Below are 23318 nucleotides of genomic sequence, written 5' to 3'. Positions count from 1 at the left end.
CCGGCGCGACGGGGCTCAGATGGTGACGGACGTGCCGTCGAACCGGGTCAGGGTCAACGAGTGGTCCTCGTTGAACCAGGACTTCTGCCGCCGCAGGATCTCGATGGCCAGCGCCTCACCGAGCCGGCTCGAGGCCGAGTAGTCGCTGCGGTAGTGGACGCCGGCGATGTTGCGGCCGATGGCGATGTTCGCGGCCAGTTTGTTCAGCTCGCCGCCGACGGTGATCCGCCCGGCGTCCGCGCCCTCGTACGGCACCAGGGCGGTGCCGGTACCGTCGACCTGGACGGGGCCGGCCAGCGGGGCCGTCTCGTCGAACCAGGCCTTCAGCACGGTGGCGGCAGCGGCCGCCGCGGTGGCGTGGCCGGCGGTGTAGGAGGGGTGCGTCGGGGCCCCCTCCGGGTACGCCTGCGGGAGCAGGTGGCTCTGGTAGCGGGCGAAGACCCGCTGCACGGCCTCGGACTCCAGCAGTTCCCGGTCGATGAAGTCGTACCGGCGCAGGCCGGTGAGGTGGGCGTGCACCCGCCCGCCCACCGCCTCCGGCCGCAGCCGGCGGTGCACGAACCACTTCTGCCACCAGGTCGCCCGCAGCGCCCGGGCGGCCACCGACGTGACCAGATCGAACAGGTGCGGCATGCCGAAGGTGGCGAAGCCGTCCTGGTTCGACGACCAGTGGTACGGCAGGTTCGCGTCGAGCGGCGACCGCTCGTGCATCAGGATCAGCCCGGCGTTCAGGAAGGGCTGGAACGGGCTGGCGTCCGCGTCGAAGTGGACGTAGTGGGCCAGGTCCCGGGGGGTGCGCAGGTACCGGGTCTCCGCCCGGTTCCGGTCCTCGGGAGCCAGGCCCCGGGGCACCCCGCGCTGCACCGCGAGCCAGGTCCCGAACGTGGTGACGTAGTCCCGACCCGCCTGCACGGTGTCCTGCCGCTGGTCGTAACGGTGGGTGCCGAACTGCACGTCGCGCAGCAGGAACTGCGAGATGTACGGCCCGACGCGGTCCTGCGGGGTGTCGCCGCGGAACAGGGTGCGGGCGGTCACCGCCCCACCCTCCTTCGGGCCACGGAAGTCCGACATCCCGGACAGGTCGACGGTGGCCGCCGCGATGGTCGGATCCTCGTCGAACTCGTCGAACGGCACGTCCCGGGCCAGTGCCATCCAGTAGAGCTCGGCCACGTCGCCGGAGTTCTCCGGGCTGTCCAGCCGAGGCGCCGGCGGCGCGACGAGGGAGGTGCTGTCGATGCCGTCGGCGTTCGAGGCCAGCCCACCCTGCGGGTTGGTCAGCTTGCGGCCACCGGCCGGGTCCAGCGGAACCGCTTCGAAGTCGGCCGGTTCGGCGCTGTTGAGCGCCCGCAGCAGCCGCCGGTACGCCTCCGGGTCCACCTCGCCCGTGTCGTCGTGGGGCAGCCCCTTGCTGAAACAGGCGACGTATCCCGGGTAGCTGTTCTCCTCTCCGTTGTTGACGTGTTCGGTCGGATCCGGGCCCACGGCGCGACCGTCGGGGGCCGGCGGCTGGCGTCGAGAACTTCCTGCCGAGGTACTCACTGCACACACCTTTCTGTCACGAAGCCGGACGCACAGCCGCCGGCGGGGCCGTCAGTCAGCGACCGGAGCACCGGTCGCCGAGGCGCCCTCGATCGGGATCCGCACGCCGTTGGCGTTCACCCGGAAGCGCGGGGCGGCGGCCGACATGTGCCAGTGCAGCCACTTCCAGCCCTCGGCCGTGCGGATGGCCACGGCCGAGGCGCGAAGCGGCTGGTGCTCGAAGGTGCCGTCGGCGCGGGCGATGACGACGTCGCCGTCCTCGCGGGTGAGACCGATGGTGGAGCTGGCCAGCACCTGGCTCACCCCGACCGTCTTGTTCTGCGTCTCGCCGTCGGCGGGGAACAGCGTGTCGAGGTACTCACGCATGGCGGCCTTCTCCGTGATGGTGATGGCATGGCCCTCGGCCTGGGTGAGTTCGTAGGTGGTGAATTCCTCGGCGAGGCTGTCGACGATGGCGTCCGCGTTCTTCTCGGCGAAAGCGGTTTGGAGGTCGTTGAGAAGCTGCCGGACCTCGATCTCGGCCTGCGGGTCGGGCCGGAAAATCCCGGCGCCGCCACCCGCGGAGTCGGTGAAGATACCACCGAGGAAATCGCCGAGCTGGCGGCCGAAGTTCTGTACCTCTGTCATTTCTGCGCCATTCCTCTCTGGGTGTTCGTGGGCGGGCTCCGACCTCCCGCGAACAGTTCGGAAAAAAAATCGGTCTCGGTGCGACCGTTCTCGTGCGGCGATCGGTAAGTCTGTTGTAGATCGCGCAGCGGTCGGCGTACTTCTTCCGCCTTGCGGTGCGCCGGACAATCGGCGTACGGAAGGATCGGCGGGTCAGTTTCCGTCCGGCGGGCCGGACCGGTCCCGGTTCCGGCTCGCCTGCACCTCGGACCGCAGCTGCACGAGCTGCCCGCGCAGGTCGGCGATGACCAGTTGGGCGCTCTCCCGGACGCTGGCCACCTCGTCCCGCGCCTCCTGCCGGGCCCGGGCGATCTCGGCCCGGTGTTCCTGGAGCAGGCGCTGGCGGTCGTCACGGGCCTCGTCGAGGGTGCGCTGCCAGCGTTCCAACAGCTCGTTGCGCTCGAGGATGATCGCGGCCCGAGCCTGCTCGTGGGCCGCCGACAGGGCCTGCTCGACGACGAGCGCCTCGTCCCGTGCCGCCTCGGCGAGGCGGGCCTCCTCGCGGCTGCGCTCGACCTTGGCGACGTGCCGGGTGCCGAGGTAGGTCAGGATCGCGGTGCAGACTGCGGCGACGGGCACCCCCACGGACTGCCAGTCCACCGTCAACTCCCCCGGACCACGCTCGGCAGGTCCCTGGCCTCCGCGCGGGCGACGGCCCGCAGGCAGTGCGTCGCGAGCCAGGCGACCGACAGTTCGGTGAGCCAGACGGACGACCGCCAGTCGGCCAGCATCGACTCCACGCCCGCGAACACCCACCACGCCACCGTCCAGGCGACGATCCGGTGCCGGAGCCGGCCTAGCCGGCCCAGCAGGCTCATGACCTGCGCGCCGAGCAGCAGGGTGGCGAACACCGGGGCGATCACCCGGAACGCGACCCGCAGGCCCGACGGCAGCGCCCCGAGCTCGATCACCACACCGGGCTCGACCCACAGCACGGCGGCGTGCACGGCGACGGCGACCGCCAGCAGCAGATCGGCCGGCAGCCGGTGGGGGTGTCGGACCGTACCGGCCCCTGGTCTGCGCACCGGGTCGGAACGGCGGCGGTCGCGGACGTCGGAGGTGGACATCGCGGCCTACCACGATCCGTGGTCATCGGAACTCGACCGCCCGGACGGGCGAAGCGCGGCTGCGTACATGATGCATCCCTCTCTCTGGCTGCGTTGGTCACGACTACGGTCGGATCTCCCACCGCCCCACGGCCTCCGCCTCCCGGACCCCGACCACCTCGCGCGCGCTCAGGTCGACCGACGCCTGCCCGAGCCGTACCGGGCGGTCGGTGGCCGACCAGAAGAAGAACGTGTAGAGGCGGTGGCCCCAGCGTGGATGGCCGGCGGTCACCGCCGCCCGGGAGACCCGCGGCACCAGGACGCACCGGCCAGCCTCGGCGAGCGGACCGAGCCGGTCGGCCGCACGGAGCAGGTCGAGCGCCTCGGCCACCTCGGAGCGGGCCAGTGGCGGGCGGGCACGGACCCGCCCGGTGACCGCCGTGAGGCGGCCGGACGGCAGTTCGAGGAAGAACTCCAGCAGCAGGTCCGCGTCGTAGTCGTAGATCCGGATCCGGGCCGTGCCGGCGTACCGGCGGGACGGCCGTGGCCAGGGCCTGGCCGGCGCCGGCACCACCTCCACGTCGAGCAGGTGGTGCCGGACACCGGCCAGTCTGGTCCGGGCCGCCGGCTGGTCGTACAGGAGGCGCACCAGCCGGGCCTTGAACCGGTCGACCGCAGCGAGCAGATCCTGCTGGTCCCGCTCACTCGTCCGTACGCCCGCCAGCAGATGCCGGGCGCAACGGCCGAGGCGTGCCGAACCGGTCATGTGATTCCTCCGTCCGCTCGGGGTGGGTCACTCCTTTCTAGGCGTCGACGGGCTGGGGCGACTTCTCACGGATTGCCCCACCTGATCAAGAGCGGGAGGCGGCCGCGAGCACCGCCACGGCCAGGTCGGTGTCGAGGCCCGCCGGCACCGACCGCAGGTCGAGCAGCAGCCGCTCCTCCCGCAGTTCCCCCACCACGGCGGGATCGCCCCGGCGCAGCCGGCCGGCGAGCCGCTGGTCAACGGCCAGGGCGTAGCTGCGCAGCCGGGTGCTGGCGCTGCTGAGCACCGTGACGTGGGACTCGACCAGCTCGGCGGCCACTCCCCCGGCCCGCAGCGCGGCGACCAGCGACTCACCGCGGGCCCGCAGGTCGGCGGGCACCGCCCGGACAGCGGCGAGCGTGGGAGTGCCGCCGTGGGCGACGGTCGCACAGAGGGCGGCGAGGGCCAGCTTGTCCGCCTGCATCGCTCGGGCGAGCGGATGCCGGCGCACCTGCTCGATGACCGCCCGCTCGCCGAGCAGCAGCCCGGTCTGCGGCCCGCCCAGCAGCTTGTCCCCGCTGGCCGTGACCAGCGTCGCGCCCTGCCGCAGCGCCGTTTCCGCGTCCGGCTCACCGGGCAGCGCCGGCTCGGGACGCAGGAGGCCCGAGCTGATGTCGGCGATCACCGGGACGTGCAGGCCGGCCAGCGCCGCCACGTCGGGCCGGCCCGTCGCCCCGGCCGCGGCGCCCCGGCCCGGCACGAGGGTGAGCGCGCATCCCGTGCCGGACCACACCGCCTGGCGGTAGTCCTCCAGCGTGGCCCCGCCCGCCGTACCGACGGGGCAGAGCCGGGCGCCCGTCGAGGTGAGCAGCTCGGGCAGGCGGAAGCCGTCCCGGATCTCGTACAGCTCGCGTCGGCTGATCACCACCTCGCGGCCGGGCGCGAGGACCGTCGTCGCGAGGACCAGCGCCGCCGGGTTGCTGTTGACCACGTACGCCGCGGCGGCCGTCGGCACTGCGGCGAGCAGGGCGGCGACCGCTTCCCGGCCGCGCCGCCCCCGCTGCCCGGTGTCCAGGTCGTACTCCAGGTCGGTGCCGCCGGCGGCCGCCTCGACGGCCCGGCGGGCCGAACCGGAGAGTACGGCCCGACCGAGGCCGGGATGCACCAGGATGCTGGTGGCGTTGATGACGTGACGGGGCGTGCCGGTCGGGGCCGGGCCGTGCGCACCGGTGGAGGACGGGCCGGGCTGCGGTCCGGGGGGCGGGCGCTCGATGGTCCGCGCCGGGAACAGGTCACCGTCGATCCGGGTCAGTGTCGCGGTGGGCCGACTCGTCCGGGCCCTCATCGCGTCGTCACCCGGCCGTCGTCGTGCAGCACGAGTTCGTGCCGCCCCGGCGCCAGGCTCACCTCTGCGGTACGCACCCCGCCCGCCGTACGCCAGGACACGGTGAACGGGGTCGTCCGGTCGATGGCGAAGAAGAGTTCGGGGCTGGACACCCCCGCGTGCCCGTTGCTGGGGTAGAGCTGGGCCCGCAGGTCCGGCTGGCCGTCAGCGGGGCGGCCGACGACGGACGCGCCGATGGCGGCCGTGGGCTGCCGCCCGCCCTCGCCGGCCCGCAGGAGGACCAGCGTCGACTGGGTGGCCGACCGGGACCGGTTCAACACCAGCCGGCTGTCCTGCCACTGGTTGGCCACGAGCGCGTCCGGGCGGCCGTCGACGTCCACGTCGCCGATGGCGATGCCGCGGCTGACGTCCAGGTGGCCGAGTCCGCTTCGGGCGGCCACGTCCACGTACCGGCCGTCGTGTCCCCGCGTCCAGAGCACGTTGGCCTGGTGCCCGGAGAGATCGTCACCCGGCCGGAAGTGGGGCCACGCCCACGGGTGCTGGAGCACCTGGTCGTTGGCCATGGCGAGTTCCTGGAGTTCGGGCCAGCGCCACCGCTTCCCGGCCACGAAGCCGGTCGCCTGCAGCAGCTCGTCGGTGCCGTCGCCGTCGAAGTCGACGGCCTTGACGTCCCAGGCCCAGCCGCTGCGGGACACGCCCAACGGTTCGCTGCGGTCCTCGTACGGCAGCCGGCCGTCGAGCAGGTCGGCGCCGGGTCCGGTCGGGGTGAAGGCGAAATTGCTCTCCTGCAGGCCCCACGGGGTAGTGATGTTGCTGACCACGATCGTCGGCAGTTCGGCGCCGTCCGGGTAGGTGTAGGTCACGCCCATGCCCTTGAACGAGTCACGGCCCAGCACCTTGGACTTGGGCATCAGCGCCGTGCGCTGCCCCACGACCGGCCGCAGGTCCAGCCGCCCTGGCCGGGAGTGATTCACCAGCAGGTGGTCGGGGCCGAAGTCGTTCGCGAGGTAGACCTCCGGCAGCAGGTCTCCGGTCAGGTCCTGCAGGCCGAAGGCGAGCGTCCAGGACCGGGCGACCCGGTCCGGCAGACCGGTGGACGCGTCGAGCCAGGTCGGGGCCGTGTCCGGGGCGCCGGGACGGGAGAGGAACGCTCGGTTCGTCCCCCCGTTGCCGGCGTCCGCCATGCCCGCCTGCATCCGCATCCGCCCGTCCCCGGCGGCCCCCGGGTCGAGCACCCGGGCACCGTCCGGAAAGTAGTTGCCCACCAGCACGTCCGGGGCGCCGTCACCGTCCAGATCACCCACGGCGAGGGCGGTGGTGTTCCACACCTGCGGTGGCTGGACCAGTTCCACCGCACGCCATCCGGCGCCGGCCCGGAGGAACTGCACCGGTGACCGGCCCCAGTAGTAGACGATCAGGTCGGTGTCGCCGTCCGCGTCGAGGTCCGCCGGTACGCAACCCATGGGCGCGACATGGTCGATCGGGCCTGGCGGCGGAACCAGGGACGCCGGCGGATACCGGTCGCCGGTGCTGGGCACCGGGAAGACTCGCACCGAGTCGTCCCTCGGGTCGACCAGGCACACGTCGTCCTGGCGCCGGTTGCCGTCCGCGTCGAACAGCGCGACGGCGGCGCCCACGGCGGAGATCCAGGACCGGATGCCCGAGAGGTCGGGCGCGACGGCACGAACGTGCCTGCCCCCGGCGGGGGCGTTGTTCAACGGGCGTACGTCGAAGGCGAAGCGGGCGGCCAGGACGTCCGCCTCGCCCGGACTGGGCGCCGGCCGGACGGTGAGCACGCCGAGGACGGCGACCAGCACCGTCGCCAGCGCTCCGGGCAGCATGCGACGCGATGACAAGGACATGGGCTTTCTCCCTGCTCGTGGCGGCGGAAGCCGCCGGCGGGTGCGAACCGGGCCGGAAGGCCGGAGGGCCTCAGCCGGCCGCGGCGGTGGCCCGACGGCGGATCTCCCGCTGCCACCACCGGTAGGAATCGATCTCGGGGCCGACGGCGCGGGCGAGTTCGTAGGAGTCGCGCGCCCAGTTGGCCGCGGTGTACGCCGGCACGCCGGTGAGCGCGGCGACCGCCACCTCGGTGTGTGCCGGCACCTGACCGGCGGTGCGGCGGGCCTCGGCCGCGAACGCCGCCCCCTGGGCCAGGGCGGCGCGGTCCTTCCCGGCCAGCGCCTGCAAGTGTTCGAACTGGCGGTCGGCGCAGCCGCCCGCGTAACACACGGCCAGGCCGACGCCGGCCCACAACTCGGGCCGCAGGCCCGGCGGGAACCGCTCGATCTGCCGGCCGATCTCGGCGACGTCACCACACTCGACGAACCACAGGCTGCGGCCCACCCCCTGCCGGAGCACCGCCTGGACCGGGTCCTCGCGGTCCGGCCGGTCGGCCAGCCGGCGGATCCAGCGCGGCCCGCCGAAGAAGCCCCGGGCGAACCCGGCCCCGTCCAGGGCGAGCCAGCGCAGCATCGGGTCGAGCGTCAGCCGGCGGCGGACCGCCCGCCAGGGCAGCACGGCGGCCGACCATCCGGCGCCGACGTGGATCAGGTGCACGAAGCCGGCGCCGGGACCGTCGAGCAGGTTACCCAGCCGGGTGTTCCGGCCACCCGGGTCGCCGGGACCGGGCGCCCGGCGCGGGGCCGTGAGGTCCGCCAGCGCCGCGGCCAGCGCGGCTCCCTCGTAGGCGAACCCGCGGTTCTCGGGCCGGATCCGCGCCAGGTCCTCGTGGATGCCGGCCCGTCCGGCCCGCCGCCTCAGCTCGTAGCCCTCGACGAAGGCGAACGCGCGGGTCTGCAGGAGCAGCCGGGTGGTCAGTTCCCCCCGCCGGTGCCGGCGCCCGGCGAGTTCCACGACCGCCGGCGGCAGGGGCGGCACGAACAGCGCGCCCCGGCCCGCACTGGTTCTCACCGGTAGGGCCGATCGTCGGCCGAGCCCCCGCCGGCGGCGGCGAGCCGGCGCCCGTACGCGTCCCGCGGGTCGGTAAGGGGGGTGACCAGCTGCCGGGTGACCACCCCGAAGACCGCGGCGACCGCGGCGTTCACGGCGGTGATCTGGGCGCAGCTCCAGCCGATGACCCCGAACGCGGCCAGCAGGTTGAACAGGGCGAAGAGGGCCACCTGGAAGATGACGGGCTCGCGCTTGAAGATCATGTCTACTCCTTGTCGAGGTCGGATCAGGCCGCCGTGGGCAGGCTCGCCCGACGTGGTCGGCGGGCGAACCCGTGCCAGTACGTGAGCTGTCCGGTGCGGTAGGCGTCGAGGTAGAAGCGCGTCGAGGCGCGCCAGTCGGCGAGTTCCTCGGCCGTGGCCACCGCGGCGAGCTCGTCGGCCCGCTCGCTCAACGCGTCCGCGATGGTCCGGAAGCAGTCGACGGCGGTGGCGGTGGCGTCGATCATGCGGACGTCCGTCAGGCCCGCCGAGGTGAACAGGTCGACGGACCGCGGCCGGGCCGGCAGCGGGCGAAGGCCGTCGAGGTCCCAGGCGCGGCGTTCGGTCTCGGTGGTCAGCTCCGGCCCCGCCACGGTGTCGGCGAAGACCAGCCAGCCCCCGGAGCACAGCGCCCGCCGGGCGTTGCGCAGCGCGGCGACCGGGTCCGACAGCAGGGACAGCGAGTCGATGACCAGGGCCAGGTCGTAGAGCCGATCCGGTTGCCATCGGGTGACGTCCCCGGCCACGTAGGACACCCGGGCCATCCGGGGGCCGGCCTCGGCCCGGGCGCGCCGGGCCGCGGTGAGCTGGGCCTCGTTGATCTCCACGCCCGTGACGGAGCAACCGGTCCGCTGGTTGAGGTACCGGGCGACCGCGCCGGTGCCGGAGCAGAGTTCGAGCACGTGGGTCAGCGGCCCGATCCGGAACGCCGCCGCGACGTCGTCGAGCAGCCGCGCGCCAGCGATGTTGGTGAACTCCCACCCGCCGTGGACCGGCTCGTAGACGGCCGTCCGCCAGATCGGCCCGGTCACCGTGTCGTAGATGTGGTTCTTGTCCTCCTCGGCCGCGGCGTCGGCGTCGTGCGGCGCCCATCCCGGTGCGTCGGTCATCTTCTGTTCCTCCTGTCGCGCGCGGTGGCTGGCCGCGCCGGTCGATGCCCACCCGACCGGATGGGACGAGGTCACATCCGTCATCTGCGGCGGGTGTCGACGGGGCTGCGCACCGGACCGAGCGGCGGCTGCTCGATCGCCCCCGGCGCCCCGGCCTCGGCGACCAGCGGGCGGCCCAGTGGGGCGAGCGGCGAGTCGGCGGCCCAGACGTTCTCCGCGAGCCAGTACTCGACGGTCGTCCGGGTACGGGTGAACACGACCTGCTCGCCGTCGGGGGACGGCACGGGGTAGCGGACCCCCGGTCCCGCCTCGGTCACCACCCGGCCGGTGCCGTCGGGCAGTTGTTCGTACAGTTCCTCGACCTTCGAGGCCACCATGGTCGACAGGATCCGGCCGTCCACGGTGGGCTGCGGATTGTTGCGCTCGACGTAGTCCGGGCCGGCCACCGTCACGACCTCCCTGCTGTCCAGGTCGATGCGGTAGAAACCCCAGGTCCAGTCCCCGCCCCGGGTCGACATGAAGACGACGCTGCGCCCGTCGGAGCAGAACGCCGGGGCCTCGTCCCACCAACTGTCCTCGGTGAGGTTGGTGAGCTGGCCGCTGTCCAGGTCCAGGACGAGCAGGTTCGCTTCGAACGGCTCGGTCTCGCTGCGGAACACCAGGCGCCGCCCGTCCGGGGCGAACGAGACGGGCGCGTGAAGTCCACGCAGGTCGGTGCGACCGGTCGTCCAGAGGCGCACCTGCCCCCCGGCCACATCGACGGTCGCGATCTCCCACCGTGAGCCGGGGTCGGGCCGAACCGTACAGGCGATCGTCCGGCCGTCCGGGGACCAGGTCGGGAAGGCAGCCTCGCCCGCCGGTACGGGCTGCGAGGCCCCGGTGTCCAGGTCCAGGATCCGCAGCGCGGACCGGCCGCCGGCCTCCGTGCCGTACACGATCCGGCGCCCGTCCGGGGCGAAGGACGCGTAGCGGGGCCGCTGCTCGGCCGGCACGAGCTCCCGTACGGTCTTCGTCCGCCGGTCCCACACCGCGATGCCCGCCCCCTCGTCGACCAGGCGGTGGAAGAAGAGGTGGTTGCCGTCCCGGGTCCAGGTGGGCCAGCGGTCGTCGGCGCCGGTGACGACGAGCGGCTGGCCGGTGCCGTCACCGAGCCGTTGCACCCAGATGACGGACCGTCCCTCGTTGCTGCGGGAGAAGGCGACCGCCGGCCGGGTCGGGCAGATGGTCGGCTTGTAGTCCCACGACGAGCCGTCGGTGACCGGAATCGCCTCCGCGGTCTGGCTGTCCAGCAACCACACCGCCCCGGCGCCGGTGTCGTACGAGTGGCAGACGAGCCACCGCCCGTCCGGCGCCCAGGAGCAGGCGCCGGCACGACCCGGGTCGGTCGTCACCCGGCGAGGCGTGCCGCCGGTGGCGGGCACCACCAGGAAGTGCCGACGGCCCCACGGGCCGCCGACGAAGGCGACCATCCGCCCGTCCGGCGACCAGGAAGGGTACTCCTCCTCGTGGTCGGCCGACGTCAACTGCCGGATCTGGCCGTCGCTCAGCCGGTACAGCCAGATCGCCTTGTGGCCACCCCGGGAGGAGGTGAAGGCCAACTGTCGGCCGTCCGGCGACCATTGCGCCTCGATGTCGTCACCGGACCCCCACGTGCCCTGCTGCCACTTCCCGGTCCGCAGGTCGAAGAACCACAGATTCACGGAACCGTTCCGTTTCGAGGAGGCGACGAACCTCGTTCCGTCGGGCGATATCGCCCCGTCCCCGGAGCCGTTCGGATCGACGGCGAGGCGGCGCAGGCGAAATCCCTCCCCCTCCGCCCCAGCGACGCCTCCGCTGCCTGCCGCCCGCTTCACGGCACAGGCCGATCAGGCCGGGACGGCCCGCCGGGTCGACGAAAGACCGCTGCACAGAATCGCACGCCAAACCTCCTGAATCACCCGCCGCTCGACTTGCGGCTGCGCGCCGAACACGGCGATCAATTCGTATACGGAGGGGCGTACGGCGAACTTCTCGGATCTTGCTGGTATCGACACCGGACAGTTGAGCAAGATTCAGGTGGAGCGACCCTCGCCAACGCCCTTGAATTGCGCGGAAGTGGTGGCCGGCCTTTCGCCGGCCGGGGAGGGGATCCCACGCATGAATGGGCTTTCGGTCGCGATCGACGTCGTGCACCCGCTGCTGGCCCCCGCGGCCAACACCCAGGTCTTCGACGGCTCGGTGCTGCCCTGGACCCGGTTGGCCGGGTTGCTGGAGGCGGCCCGGTGGACCGCCTCCGGGTGGAACCGGCAGCCCTGGCGTTTCCTGGTCGGACGCAACGGCGACCGCACCTTCCAGGAGCTGCACCGCGCGCTGGCCCCGGCGAACCGCACGATCGCCCGCGACGCCGGCGCGCTGATCCTGGCCCTGCGCCAGGCCCGCGGCGTCGACGGCGGTCCGTTGGTCGGCACCGAGTACGAGCTGGGTCTCGCGGTCGCCCGACTCAGCGTGCAGGCCCGGGCCACGGGCTGGCACACCGTGCAGCTCGGCGGGTTCCGCCGCCGGGCGCTGGTGGCGGAGTTCGAGGTACCGGAGCAGTTCGAGCCGTTCGTCGTCCTCGCCGTCGGCCGCGCGGCCGACGATCCCTCCGGCGCTCCCCCACCCCGCTCCCGGCTGCCGCTGGCGGAGATCGCCTTCACCGGCCGGTGGGGCGCGCCCGCGGATGCACGGCGGGCCTCGTGACCGCCGCGGCGACCACGGCGACGCCGACCACGGCCGCGCTGACCTGGCCCGGGGACTGGGCGACGGACGAGCTGTGGCGACTGATCTGGTACGGGCCGGCGCACCAGGGCTGGGAGTTCGGCTCGTACGCCGGGCCGGCGCTCATCGAGCGGGCGATCGACGAGCTGCCGCTACGTGCCCAGGACCGGGTCCTGCACCTCGGCGGCGACGCCGGGGAGACGTGCCGCTACCTCGCCCTGCGCCTCGGCTGCCCGGTGCGGGCCATGGAGCCGGACCCGGTCCGGTTGGGTCACGCCCGGCGCCGGATCCGGGCGCTGCCGGCCGGCACGGCGGCGCCGATCCGGATCGCCGGTTCGTCGCCGGAAGGAACGCCCGGCCCACCCTACGATCGGGTGCTGGCACTCCAACCGGCCCGCGCCGGGGACGACCCGGCCACCGTGCTGCGTCTGGCGGGGCTCGCGCTGCCCCCCGGGGGCCGGCTCATGCTCAGCGAGGTGGTCCGACGTCGGCCCGCCCGGCCCCTCGGCACCGCGCCGGCGGGGCTGGAGGCCCGGCTGCGCCGGGCCGGCTTCGGCGGGATCCGGTCGGTCGACATCTCGGACGAGGCGGCGTACGCGCTCCGCTCGGCGCAGCTCGCGCTGATCCGGCGGCACCGCGAGGTGGTCCGGCACATCCGGCCGTCGGGCGCCGACCAGCTCCTCGCGCTGATCCGGGCCGCGCAGGATGACCTGCGCAACGGCCGGTCCGGCTTCTGGGCGATCAGCGCGACCCGGTCGTCGGCGGAACCCGGTCGGGCATGAGGCGGGCCGTCACGTCCGGTCGGCCGGATCGGAGACGTCGACGGCGGGCTCCCACAGCTCGAAGCGGTTGCCCTCGGGGTCCGTCGCCCAGCCGAACCGCCCGTTGTCGTCCGTCTCGCGAAAACCGTCGGACCTCCCCGCTGGAACCAGTAGCCGTCCAGGTCGTCCGGCGAGGTGCCCAGGTTGTCCCGGTACCACCGGGCCAGCCCTTCCGGGTCCTTCGGCCGAAAGAAGTATCCCCCGATGCCGAGTACCCGCTCCATTGTTCGTCTCCCTTCCGACCGCCGGCGCGATCGTCGTTGCCTCAGGCCTCCGCGCCGACCGGTTCGTCCTGCCACACGCTGCGCTGCCAGTCCCCCTCGACCTCGAGCATCCGCTGCAGGTCGATGAGGAAGTTCTCCCAGCCGATCTGGTGCCGCTCGGCCGGGCGGCCGGCCAGCTCGTGCTGCACCCGCACACTCGTGCCGCCCCCGGCGGACCGCAGCGTCCACCGCACGAGGCTGTCCCGGTGCCCGCGCTCCCGCCAGGTGTAGGTCAGCGACCGGGCGGGCTCCAGGTCGACGATGGATCGGGGTCCGACGTCGTCCCCCCAGCCGAAGTCGTACCGGCCGCCGACGATGGGCGACACCACGGCGGTGGCGGCGATCCACCGTTCCAGTTCCGCCGGCACGGTCAGGGCCGCGTACACCCGGCGGGCGGGGACGGCCAGGACGGTCTCCGCCTGGGCCATGCCGCGGCGGGGCCGCGCGAAGTCATGCCGGACGATCCGGCGACCCTCCAGATGGTTGGCGAGGTTGCCCACCGCGAGGCACCAGAAGTCGAGGGCTGAGGGGTCGTCGGGACCGCGGCGCGGCGGCGAGCTCTGCACGAACCGGACGACGGTGCGTCCCGACGGCACCGCCACCAGGTCGATGCCGAGGGGTGACCCGGGGCCGGCCTCCCAGCACAGCACCAGGCGCTGGCCGGGTTTCGCGTGCACGGTCCGTACGCTGCCGCTGGCCCACCCGGGGGTGAACCTGCCGTCGATGCGGAGGCGCCCCGCGCCGGGTTGCGGGTCGACCCGCTCGGCGAACCACGCGGCCAACGCCTCGCGCTCGGTCAGGGCGGCATAGACCGCCGACGGGCGGGCGTTGACCGTCGCGTACACCATCAGACCTGCCGGTGCCATGCCGGCTCCCTCCGTTGACCGGCCCCGAGTCGAGGGTGGGAAGATCCTCCGGCAGCTTCGCATCCCCGACATCATGGGCCACGCACTAGGACTAATAGTCATAGTGGAAGGCGCCGCTGCTCACCGCAAGGAGGACCAACGTGGCAGATCATCCCCGATCCGGGGCTCCCGAGCTGCCGGCCACCGCGTACGCGGTTCTCGGCCTGCTCTCCTTCGGGCGCGAGCTGACCGGCTACGACCTGCGCAAGTGGTCCAAGAACATGCGCTTCTTCTATTGGAGCCCGGCGCAGAGCCAGGTCTACAGCGAGCTGCGGCGGCTGCTCTCGCACGGCTACATCAGCGAGCGGCAGGAACCGCAGCCCGGCCCGCAGACCAAGCGGTACTACCGGATCACCGACGCCGGGATGACCGCCCTGCGGGCGTGGCTGGGTCGGGACGAGGTGGATCCTCCGGTGATCAAGCACAGCGTGATGCTCCGCCTCTTCTTCGGCCAACAGGCCGAGCCGGACGAGCTGCGCCGCACCCTGCGCGGCTACCTGTGCTGGCTGCGGGAGCAGCGCACCGATCTGGGCGAGGTCGGCCGCGGACTGCTGCCCGCCTTCCAGTACCCCCATCTCGTCGCGGTCTGGGGTCAGGCCTACTACGCCGCGGAGACCGCAGCGGTCGAGGCGGTGCTCGCCGAACTCGACCGCCTCCACCCACCGACCGCGGAAGACTGAGACCGCCGGTCGGCACGACCGGGGCCCGTCCGTCCGGACGGGCCCCGCGGCACCGGTACCCGGCGTCAGTCGCGCGCGGCGGCGCCACCCGATGCCGGTCGGGTGGCCTCGGCGCCACCGGACGGCCCGGCACCACCGGAAGCTGGTCCCGTCCCCGGGCCGGTCCCGTCCGGGGTGGAGCCGGTCGACCCGGTGGGGCCGCCCGCCGTGGCCCCGAGCAACTGCGAGGCCAGTGCCGCGCCGTCGTAGTAGACGCGCCACCGGAAGATCCGCCCGTCGCGGAACTCGAACGTCTCGGCCACCTCGGCCTTCACCAGGCGGTTGGTCGGCGGGATCGTGCCGCCCGGCACCTCCAGCGGACCGGTCTGCAGGCCCCCGCCGGCGTGCTCACTCGCCACCTTGTCGCCGGCGGCGACCAGGTTCGTGATGAACAGCCGGGCCTCGGGCAGTGCGGTCTTCGAGATCGAGAACCAGCGGCGCAGGCCGTCCGGCCCGCGGTAGATCTCCCCGGCCGGTACGTCGTGCAGTTCGAAATCGTCGGTGACGCTCTCCACGATGGAATCGAGATCACCCTGGTTGTACCATTCGAAAATCTGGTGGATCAGTCGGGTGTTGCGTTCCGGCGCTCCCGGGTCCCCAAATCCCAGCAGCCCACTCAGCAACGTCCGGAGTTGTTCGCCGAACACGCGCAGGTCATTCACGTGGTCCTCCCATTCTGACGCGACGCGCCTCCATTCGTACTCCTCCGGAATCGGCCGGACTTCTCGCAGCTTGCGCGGCGTGCGGACCGGTCGTTGCAGGTTCCCCGTCGCGCCACGCAGCAAGGGGGAAGAAGCGGTGCCGACCGGGGCCACCTACCAATGGATGGAGATCGGTGCGCCATGTCTCTGAAACGGAGATCGGTAACCATTTCAAAGCAGGCCGGCGCGCGGCTGCCGCCGATCTTCGGCGGGGGAAAGCGCCGCCGCCCACGGCCGCATTACTGTGAGGAAGGACAGAATGCCCGCACTGCTGCATTCCCACGAAGTAAGCCAACTTCTCGAACTGGTCCAGGACCAGCCTGGTTCCACCTCCGTCTTCCTCGACCTGCTCGACCAGATCAAGGACCGGGTGGCCGATGCGATCGACGCCGATCCGCTGGTCGCCGAGCGACTGGGCGGCAACCGGCACCGGCTGATCGACATCGAGTTCCGCGAGGAGGAGCAGAAGGTCGCCGACGCCCAGGTGTCGGTCCGCCTCGCCGAGGCAGTCATCTACGACTACGACCGCAGCGTCCTCGTCATCGCCGTGCTGGACCTGCGGGCCGGCGTCGTGGAGGCGATCGTCGAGCGGCCGGGGGTCCAGCCGGCGCTGACCGCCGAGGAGCGGGAGGAGGCGTACGAGCTGGTCGTGGCCGACGCCCGGTACGACGGACTGCGCGCCCGCGGCCCGGTCGACATGGTCGCCCTGCCGGCCCGGGCGGCCCAGATCGAGGAGCACCCCCGCTACGGCCACCGGCTCTTCCAGCTCTACTTCTGGTCCCGCGGCGACGAGCCGACCCGGGTCGGGCAGGCGGCGGTGGACCTGAGCACCCGCGAGGTCGTCCCGACCGAAGAGGCGCGGGGCACCGCGTCGGGGCCGCAGACCCAGGCTCCCCACAACTGACGAGGAGAAAACCAATGCCTGGCGGTTACATCACCCACGCCAACTGGACCTTCGGATACTCGATCAACACGATGCAGGGCACCGGGCTCCGGCTGGCCCACGCACACTTCGACGGCCGGCCCGTCCTGTTCCGGGGCGAGCTGGCCTTCACCCTGGTCGACTACGGCACGCCGCACGGCGTGGCCAAGAACGGCCTCGGCGCCCAGGGTGGCGGATCACCCCTGGTGCCGCTGGTGCCGACCGCGCCCAACGCGGCCGCGGGCAACCTGCCCCCCACGGCGATCGCCACCAACGACAGCCAGTACGACGCCGCCGCCAACCCGACCGGCGCGGTCCACGTCGAGCGGTACGGCCCCAGCGGCATCGAGCCGGCCAAGGTCGCGTTCTGGGCGAAGTTCCAGGCCGGTGACTACCAGTACGTGCACCGGTGGGAGCTCTTCGAGGACGGTGTCATCGCCGCGTCGGTGGGCGTGGGCGGCCGACCGGCCGCCGGCACGGTGGCGGGACTGCCACACACCCACCACCACTACTACCGGCTCGACCCGGACGTGGCGACCATCGGCGGCAACACCGTCCAGGTCGGAGCCCGGGGGGCGGCCGACTGGCGCGACCTGCCGCGCGGTGCGCACACCCTGGAGGCCGGCTCCCGGCTGCGGGTGGCGAGCGACGCGCCCAAGCCGAACGGCCTGCTCCGTTCCTACGAGGTGCTGCCCGGCTCGAACGTCGGCCCGGACGGCAGGACCAGCAGCGCCGACGTCTGGGTCGTGCCGTACCGGGGCAACCTGGACGACGGCTACGAGGTCGGCACCGACGACAGTGCCCTGACCTCGCGGTACGCCGCCGAGGCCGGCGCGTCGGTGGGCGAGGAGAACGACGTCAGCCTGTGGTACGCGCTGCGGCAGCACGTCCAGCCGCGGACCGCGGGCGAGGAGCACCGGATCCTGCCCTACCGCTTCACGGGCTTCCGGCTGGACCCGCGGGACTTCCTCGACGACACGCCGAACCGCCTCTACCGGACCTCGCCGCCCTCGCCGTGAGGCGGGCGGGCTAGGACGTCGACCGACAGCAGGGGTGGGGTCGCCTTGGCGGCCCCACCCCGTCGTCGTGCCGTACGCCGGTCAGCCGGTCGGCGGCTTGAGCCGGTCGGGGGCGGGTTCCCAGAGCTCGATCCGGTTGCCCTCCGGGTCGATCGCCCAGCCGAACCGGCCCTCCGGGTACTCCTCCGCCTCGGGGCTCACCTCCACGCCGGCGGCGCGCAGTTGCCCGAGCATCGCCGGCAGGTCACGGACGCGGAAGTTGAGGCGGACCGACTGCCCGGTCTCCTCCTCCACATCGGCGCCGTACGGCGCGAAGACGGTGGGGCCCTGCTCCTGCCACCAGTCCCGGTCCTCCTCGGGCGTGGGCGGTGGGGTGAGGCCGAGGTGGTCGACATACCACTTCGTCATCGCCGTCGGGTCCTTGACTCGGAAGAAGAGACCACCGATGCCCGTCACGCGTTCCACAGGTACCTCCGTCTGATCCGCCCGTCGGCCGGCCGGCCCGGGCGCTCCACGACTCGTGCACTATGACTGTCAGTCATAGTGCACGAGTCGTACGGCCAGCGCCAGCCGGACACGGGTAGGGACGCCGTCAATCCCCGGCGCCGGATCGGCGCGGCGCCAGACCGGCGAACCGGAGCAGCTCGACCATGCCGAAGTCGCCGTTCTGGCCGGCCAGTGTGGGCCGCCAGGCCGGGTAGGCGGCGCAGTACGACATCGGGTCCGCCTTGAGGATCCCGAGCAGCACCTCGGCGACGAGCCGGCCGCCGACCGGGCCCAGCCGGTGCCCGCCGGCGAGCACCTCCGCCTCCTTGAGGATGTAGTACCAGAGGTAGGCAGGGCCGTCGAACTCCAGCAACTCGTCGGAGAGCGGCACCTCGCCCATGGCCCGCGCGACGTCCTGACCCGACGGAAGCTGCTGCGCCTCGCTGCGCAGCATGTTCCGGACCGCGAGCGAGCCGAGCGACTTCGCCAGGGCACCCTCCTTGGCCCCGGGCACCGCGACGAACGGCAGGTTGAGCAGTACCGGAGCGAGCGAGGCGCCGAACGCCTTGGCCCGCTGCGGGACCCGGTTCGGGTCGGTCCGGAAGAAGAACGACCAGTCGACCGAGTGCTCGGGCAGGATCCGCCCGCCCCGCAGGTCGGCCCGCGGGCTCGTGGCCGCGTTGCGGTCGGCCGGGAACAGCGGCATGTGGAACTTCTCGTTGATCTGGTAGCGGGGCAGCACGGTCGAGTGCATCACCCGGAACGCGGCGACCGCGAACTCCACCGGGATGTACGGCACCGGACGGGGGTCATAGAAGCGCAGCCCGTTCTCGAAGATGTCGTCGACCACGTGCTGCCCGACGAAGAGCGGTAGGTACTCGTGCACCACGATCCACTGGAAGTGCCAGCGGACCAGCTGCTGCGCCTTGTAGAGCAGCTCGTTGTAGTAGTTGTCGAGCGAGAGCAGGTCGTCGAGCCGACCGGCCGGCGCGTCAGCGGGCGCGGCCGGGCGGGGCCGCAAGCGGTCGCCGACCGCGTCGGTCAGGCTGCCGTCGGCCAGGCCGTCCACCACCCGGTTGTGGAACCTGATGAACGCCATGTGGATGTGGGCGATCAGCATGTTCTCGTCGTTTCGCGGGTCCCCGATCAGGGGCACCCCGTCGGGCGTGCGGGCGAAGTCGATCCCACCGGGCCCGAGCACCAGTTTGGTGCCGTGCGACGCCTGGTCGTAGAGGTAGGGGTCGACGGTGGGGCCGGCGCCGTAGAGCGCGTCGAGGTCGAGCCGGGGCGGCCGGAACGCCTGGACGGCTTCCGGGTCCACCTGCTGGTTGAGGACGGTGGTCGGGTCGAAGGTGACGTTGTGGTCGATGAACTGGGCGAGGTAGACGAAGCCGGTGTCCACCGGGCCGAGCTTGTCCGGGGTGATCTCGCCCGCGTCCAACCGGCCGCCGGGCAGTCCGTACTCCTCGGCCAGGGGCAGGCCGGTCGGGCGACGGGGCGGCAGGTTTGGAAACATCCTGCCGAACCGTCCGTGCTGTGCCGTGTTCCCCGGGGGAACGTGGAGGCCGCGGTGCTGGGTGACGCCGTGCCGCATGGCAATCCCTTCGGAGGCTGATGGAAGGGGGACGCGACACGTGGTCGCGCCCCACTCCGCAATTGATAGCCACCGTCCGGTGCCCGGGCCTTCTCACGGCTTGCGGATCCTCGAGCGGGTCCCGTGGGCCGGCTCAACCGGCGAGGAAACCGCCGTCGACGGCGAGCACCGCCCCGGTCACGTAGCTCGCCTCGGCTGAGGCGAGGAAGACGGCCGCCCCGACGAGGTCCTCCGGCTCGGCCACCCGGCCGGCCGGGATCCGCTGCGCCAGCATGGCCTGCACCTCGGGGGCATCCAGCAGGGGCGCCATCATCGGCGTCCGGGTCGCCCCGGGGATCAGCTCGTTGACCCGTACGCCCCGGGGGGCGAACTCGGCTGCCCAGCTCACCGTCAGCAGGTGCAGGGCGGCCTTTGCGGCAGCGTAGACGGCGCCGCCCGGCGAGCCCCGGTGCGCGCCCGCCGTGGTGACGTTGACGACCGATCCGCCCCGTTCTGCCAGGGACGGCAGGGCGGCCCGGGTGACGAACAGGGGCGCCTTGAAGTTGATCGCGAGCACCTGGTCGACGACCTCCTCGGTCACCTGCTCCGCGGTGCCCATGCTCATCACGCCGGCGTTGTTCACCACGACATCGATTCCGCCGTGGCTGTCGAGCACCGCTCGCACCAGCCGATCGGCCTCCCCCGGCCGGGACAGGTCCGCGAGCACGGCCTCGGCCCGCCCGCCGGCGGCCCTGATCCGCTCGACGACGGCGTCGGCCCGCTCCTTGTCGCGGCCGTGCACCACCACGGTGGCACCTTCGGCCGCGTATCCCGTGGCGATGGCCCGGCCGATGCCGGAGGTCGAGCCGGTGACCAGCGCGACTTTTCCTGGTAGGCGATTCATGAGGTGACTCCGATCGACGTACGGTCCGGACTGTCGCTCGTGGCCGGCGGCGCGGCCGGTCGCGGCTGCCGGATGGCGAGGGTGAGCAGGGCCGCGACGGCAAGGATCCCGGCCGCGACCTGAAGGGCGAGCACGGCTCCGCCGATGGCGGCGGTATCCGCCGCGGCGCCGCCCGCGAGCATCTGCCGGGATCGCAGGCCGGCGAGACTGACCAGCAGGGCCAGGCCGACCGCCCCGCCGATCTGCTGGGCGACGGTCAGCATCCCCGAGCCGAGCCCGGCGTCCTCGGCGGTGGTGGCGGACATCGCCGCGGTGGCGAGCACCGGCACAGCGAGCCCGGCGCCCAGCGCGACCAGCATCATCCCGGGCAGGATGTCCGTCAGGTACCGGTCGGTCCCGTCGATGCGGGACAGGTAGAACATCCCGGCCGCGGTGAGCAGGGGCCCCAGGATCAGCACCGCCCGCGCTCCGATGAGCCCGCCCAGCCGCTGCGACAGCGAGATGCCGATCAGCAGGGTCACCGCCATCGGCACGTATGCCAGCCCGGTCTCCAGCGGCGACCAGTCCAGTCGTTCCTGGACGTGCAGGGTCAGCAGGAAGAACATCGCGAACAGGCCGGTGGTGAAGAGCATCATCGTGCCGTTCGCCGCGCTGCGCGTGCGGTTGGCGAAGAACCCCAACGGCACGAGCGGGTGCGCGACCCGGCGTTCCTGCAGCAGGAACGCCGCGAGCAGCACGACGGCGACCGCCAGCGGGACGAGCGCGCGGACGCTGCCCCAGCCGGCGGCGGGCGCCTCCAGCAGCGCGAAGACCAGGGCGGCGAGGCCGACCGTTGCGGTCACCGCGCCGGGGACGTCGACCCGGTGCCGCGAGGCGGTCGCCGCGGGCGGGATCAGCATCGGCACCAGCGCGAGCACGACGACCGCCACCGGCAGGTTGATCAGGAAGACCAGCCGCCAGGAGACCAGGTCGGTGAGCAGGCCCGACAACACGTAGCCGACGATGCCACCGAGGGCGGCGATGCCGCCCCAGAGGCCGATGGCCTTGGCCCGCTCCGCACCTTCCGCGAAGATGAGCGTGATCAGCGCGAGGGCGGTCGGCGAGGCGAGCGCGCCGCCGACGCCCTGCAGGAACCGGGCCACGACCAGCTGCCAGGGCTCCTGCGCGACGCCGCAGGCGAGCGAGGCCACGGCGAAGACGGCGACGCCGACGAGGAACACCCGCCGGTGCCCGACCAGGTCGCCGGCGCGCCCGCCGAGCAGGATCAGCCCGCCGAAGGCGAGCAGATAGCCGTTCACCACCCAGGCGAGCCCGGTGGCGGAGAAGCCCAGGTCTTCACGGATCGAGGGCAGCGCGACGTTCACCACCGTGTCGTCCACGACCAGCATGAACTGTACGAAGCAGAGCAGCGTCAGCGCCCACCAGCGCGCGGGCCGCCGGGGCGGGTCGACCGGGATGGCCATGAATCCTCCTGGGATAGTGCTCGGCACCCTCAGTGGTGACGCGGCTCGACGACCATGGGCAGGCTGTTCGGCAGGCCGCCCTTGGCGACCGAGGGCTTCACGACGTGGCCGGGCACCGGCCGCAGCCGCCACCGGCGGACCAGCGTGGCGAAGACGACCAGCATCTCGGTCATGGCGAACTGTTCGCCGATGCAGATGTAGCGGCCGGAGCCGAACGGCAGGAACGCGTTGCGGGGCACCTCCTCGGCGCGCTCGGGCAGCCAGCGGTCCGGGTCGAACCGGGTCGGGTCGCGGTAGATCCGCGGGTCGCGGTGGATCGCCTGCGGACTGAACATGACGGTCGCGCCGGCCGGCAGGGCGATCCCGGCGAGTTCGGTGGGGCGGGTCGTCTGCCGGGTCAGCACCCACATCGCGTACAGCCGCAGCACCTCGTTGAGGAAGCGTCGGGTGTACTCGAGCTTCGGCAGATCGGCCGCGGTGACCGGGCGGTCGCTGAGCACGTCGGTCAGCTCGTCGTGCAGCCGGCGCTCGACGTCCTCCCGTTGGCCCAGCTCGTACGCCGCCCAGACCAGCGCGCCGTTGGTGGTCTCGGTGGCGGCCGTCGCGATGGTCATCACCTCGGCGTGGATCTGCTTGTCCGGCATCGCCTCGCCGGTCTCCTCGTCGCGCGCCGCGAGCAGCATCGACAGCACGTCACCGTGGTCGACGCCGTCGCGCCGGTACGCCTCGATCATCCGGTCGATGATCCGATGCAGCTGCCGCAGCGCCTGATCGAATCGGCGGTTGCCGGGCGTGGGCAGGGCGGCCAGCGCCGGCATCATGGTGCGGACGGCCACCCCGCGGACCGCGACCGGGATCGACGTGCGGAACTCCTCGACTGCCTCGCGCCCGATGTCGGAGGCGAAGAGCGCCTTCGCCGCGACGGTGAGGGCGATCTCGCGCATCTCCTGCTCCATCACGAGCCGCTCGCCGGCGTGCCAGCCGCCGATCCGTTCGGTGGCGACCGCGCGCATGACGTCCACATAGCCGGCGACCCGTTCCTTGTGGAAGGCGGGCTGCATCAGGCGGCGCTGGCGATGGTTGAAGTCGCCGGTGGAGCAGGAGATCCCGTTGCCGAGCACAAGTTTCGCCTTCTCGACCAGCGGCCCTTTCCCGGCGAAGGCCGAGGCGTCGGTGACCAGGACCCGGCGCAGCAGGTCGGGATCGTTGACCACGTAGGCCGGCTTGCGCCCGAGGTAGATCCTGACCACCGGCCCGGTGTCGCGGGCGCGTTCCATCAGCCGCAGCCCCTGGCTCATCAGCAGCGGCGCGTGCCCGGCGATGGGCAACCGGCCGGAAAGCACCGGAGCCTCTCGCTTCGTACTGTCTGCGGCAACCATCGGTACCTCCCCGGCGGTTCGCGCCCCACCCGACTGGCAGCGCC

Annotated in this window: 23 protein-coding genes; 5 read left to right on the top strand and 18 right to left on the bottom strand. The window is 72.8% G+C overall.

Features of this window, described 5'->3' with window-relative positions:
- Positions 1–15: 15 nt before the first annotated feature.
- The 11 genes from AB0H57_RS22130 to AB0H57_RS22080 form a co-directional block, all read right to left on the bottom strand.
- A complete protein-coding gene (locus AB0H57_RS22130; RefSeq protein ID WP_357509282.1) occupies positions 16–1482 on the bottom strand; it encodes a phosphoesterase in 1467 nt (488 codons plus the stop codon).
- Positions 1483–1590: 108 nt separating this feature from the next.
- The gene (locus AB0H57_RS22125; RefSeq protein WP_357509280.1) at positions 1591–2166 is read right to left on the bottom strand and encodes a nuclear transport factor 2 family protein; all 576 of its coding nucleotides are present in this window, start codon (positions 2164–2166) and stop codon (positions 1591–1593) included.
- Between the two features lie 192 nt (positions 2167–2358).
- Positions 2359–2805: a hypothetical protein gene (locus AB0H57_RS22120; protein WP_357509278.1), complete on the bottom strand. Its 447-nt coding sequence runs from the start codon at positions 2803–2805 to the stop codon at positions 2359–2361.
- Between the two features lie 2 nt (positions 2806–2807).
- A complete protein-coding gene (locus tag AB0H57_RS22115) occupies positions 2808–3272 on the bottom strand; it encodes a hypothetical protein (protein ID WP_357509276.1) in 465 nt (154 codons plus the stop codon).
- A gap of 103 nt (positions 3273–3375) precedes the next feature.
- On the bottom strand, positions 3376–4017 hold the full coding sequence (locus AB0H57_RS22110; protein ID WP_357509274.1) for a hypothetical protein: 642 nt from the start codon (positions 4015–4017) through the stop codon (positions 3376–3378).
- A gap of 85 nt (positions 4018–4102) precedes the next feature.
- Entirely contained in the window at positions 4103–5341 is a 1239-nt protein-coding gene (locus tag AB0H57_RS22105) for an L-seryl-tRNA selenium transferase (RefSeq protein WP_357509272.1), read from the bottom strand.
- Positions 5338–7203 carry a VCBS repeat-containing protein gene (locus AB0H57_RS22100; protein WP_357509270.1) on the bottom strand — a complete coding sequence of 622 codons (1866 nt, stop codon included), beginning with the start codon at positions 7201–7203 and terminating at the stop codon, positions 5338–5340. Before AB0H57_RS22100 ends, AB0H57_RS22105 begins: the two co-directional genes overlap by 4 nt.
- Before the next feature lie 70 nt (positions 7204–7273).
- A complete protein-coding gene (locus AB0H57_RS22095; RefSeq protein ID WP_357509268.1) occupies positions 7274–8254 on the bottom strand; it encodes a DUF1702 family protein in 981 nt (326 codons plus the stop codon).
- Positions 8251–8496, bottom strand: coding sequence for a hypothetical protein (locus AB0H57_RS22090; RefSeq protein WP_357509267.1), 246 nt, complete (start codon positions 8494–8496; stop codon positions 8251–8253). The genes AB0H57_RS22095 and AB0H57_RS22090 overlap by 4 nt, the downstream gene beginning before the upstream one ends.
- A gap of 23 nt (positions 8497–8519) precedes the next feature.
- The gene (locus AB0H57_RS22085) at positions 8520–9383 is read right to left on the bottom strand and encodes a class I SAM-dependent methyltransferase (RefSeq protein ID WP_357509265.1); all 864 of its coding nucleotides are present in this window, start codon (positions 9381–9383) and stop codon (positions 8520–8522) included.
- An 80-nt stretch (positions 9384–9463) separates the two neighbouring features.
- A complete protein-coding gene (locus AB0H57_RS22080) occupies positions 9464–11083 on the bottom strand; it encodes a peptidase S9 (protein WP_357509263.1) in 1620 nt (539 codons plus the stop codon).
- Between the two features lie 436 nt (positions 11084–11519).
- On the opposite strand from AB0H57_RS22080, the gene AB0H57_RS22075 reads away from it, so the two are divergent.
- Both AB0H57_RS22075 and AB0H57_RS22070 read left to right on the top strand, forming a co-directional pair.
- Positions 11520–12101, top strand: coding sequence for a nitroreductase family protein (locus AB0H57_RS22075; protein ID WP_357509261.1), 582 nt, complete (start codon positions 11520–11522; stop codon positions 12099–12101).
- Positions 12098–12901: a class I SAM-dependent methyltransferase gene (locus AB0H57_RS22070; protein WP_357509259.1), complete on the top strand. Its 804-nt coding sequence runs from the start codon at positions 12098–12100 to the stop codon at positions 12899–12901. The genes AB0H57_RS22075 and AB0H57_RS22070 overlap by 4 nt, the downstream gene beginning before the upstream one ends.
- A 304-nt stretch (positions 12902–13205) precedes the next feature.
- Here AB0H57_RS22070 and AB0H57_RS22065 read toward each other — a convergent pair whose 3' ends face one another.
- The gene (locus AB0H57_RS22065; RefSeq protein WP_357509257.1) at positions 13206–14069 is read right to left on the bottom strand and encodes an SRPBCC family protein; all 864 of its coding nucleotides are present in this window, start codon (positions 14067–14069) and stop codon (positions 13206–13208) included.
- 140 nt (positions 14070–14209) lie between these two features.
- Between AB0H57_RS22065 and AB0H57_RS22060 the strand changes: the two genes are divergently transcribed.
- Positions 14210–14788 carry a PadR family transcriptional regulator gene (locus AB0H57_RS22060; RefSeq protein ID WP_357509255.1) on the top strand — a complete coding sequence of 193 codons (579 nt, stop codon included), beginning with the start codon at positions 14210–14212 and terminating at the stop codon, positions 14786–14788.
- A 65-nt stretch (positions 14789–14853) separates the two neighbouring features.
- Here the strand turns inward: AB0H57_RS22060 and AB0H57_RS22055 are convergent, their stop codons facing one another.
- On the bottom strand, positions 14854–15642 hold the full coding sequence (locus AB0H57_RS22055) for an ester cyclase (RefSeq protein WP_357509253.1): 789 nt from the start codon (positions 15640–15642) through the stop codon (positions 14854–14856).
- Positions 15643–15787: 145 nt separating this feature from the next.
- Between AB0H57_RS22055 and AB0H57_RS22050 the strand changes: the two genes are divergently transcribed.
- Together AB0H57_RS22050 and AB0H57_RS22045 are read left to right on the top strand one after the other, a co-directional pair.
- Entirely contained in the window at positions 15788–16432 is a 645-nt protein-coding gene (locus tag AB0H57_RS22050) for a hypothetical protein (RefSeq protein ID WP_357509251.1), read from the top strand.
- Between the two features lie 14 nt (positions 16433–16446).
- Positions 16447–17469: a hypothetical protein gene (locus tag AB0H57_RS22045; protein WP_357509249.1), complete on the top strand. Its 1023-nt coding sequence runs from the start codon at positions 16447–16449 to the stop codon at positions 17467–17469.
- Positions 17470–17550: 81 nt separating this feature from the next.
- On the opposite strand, the gene AB0H57_RS22040 is transcribed toward AB0H57_RS22045, so the two are convergent.
- The 5 genes from AB0H57_RS22040 to AB0H57_RS22020 all read right to left on the bottom strand — a co-directional run bounded on the left by AB0H57_RS22040 (position 17551) and on the right by AB0H57_RS22020 (position 23274).
- Positions 17551–17934, bottom strand: coding sequence for a VOC family protein (locus AB0H57_RS22040; protein WP_357509247.1), 384 nt, complete (start codon positions 17932–17934; stop codon positions 17551–17553).
- A 127-nt stretch (positions 17935–18061) separates the two neighbouring features.
- Positions 18062–19471: a peroxidase family protein gene (locus tag AB0H57_RS22035; protein ID WP_357509245.1), complete on the bottom strand. Its 1410-nt coding sequence runs from the start codon at positions 19469–19471 to the stop codon at positions 18062–18064.
- 211 nt (positions 19472–19682) lie between these two features.
- Positions 19683–20432: a glucose 1-dehydrogenase gene (locus AB0H57_RS22030; RefSeq protein WP_357509243.1), complete on the bottom strand. Its 750-nt coding sequence runs from the start codon at positions 20430–20432 to the stop codon at positions 19683–19685.
- Positions 20429–21895, bottom strand: coding sequence for an MFS transporter (locus AB0H57_RS22025; protein ID WP_357509241.1), 1467 nt, complete (start codon positions 21893–21895; stop codon positions 20429–20431). Before AB0H57_RS22025 ends, AB0H57_RS22030 begins: the two co-directional genes overlap by 4 nt.
- Positions 21896–21924: 29 nt before the next feature.
- Positions 21925–23274, bottom strand: a complete 1350-nt coding sequence (locus tag AB0H57_RS22020) for a cytochrome P450 (protein WP_357509239.1) — start codon at positions 23272–23274, stop codon at positions 21925–21927.
- Between the last annotated feature and the right edge of the window lie 44 nt (positions 23275–23318).

Source organism: Micromonospora sp. NPDC050686, from assembly GCF_040654475.1.
Classification (GTDB): Bacteria; Actinomycetota; Actinomycetes; order Mycobacteriales; family Micromonosporaceae; genus Micromonospora.
Note: the sequence above shows the minus strand (reverse complement) of the source record. Positions and strands in the feature narration are given on the sequence as shown.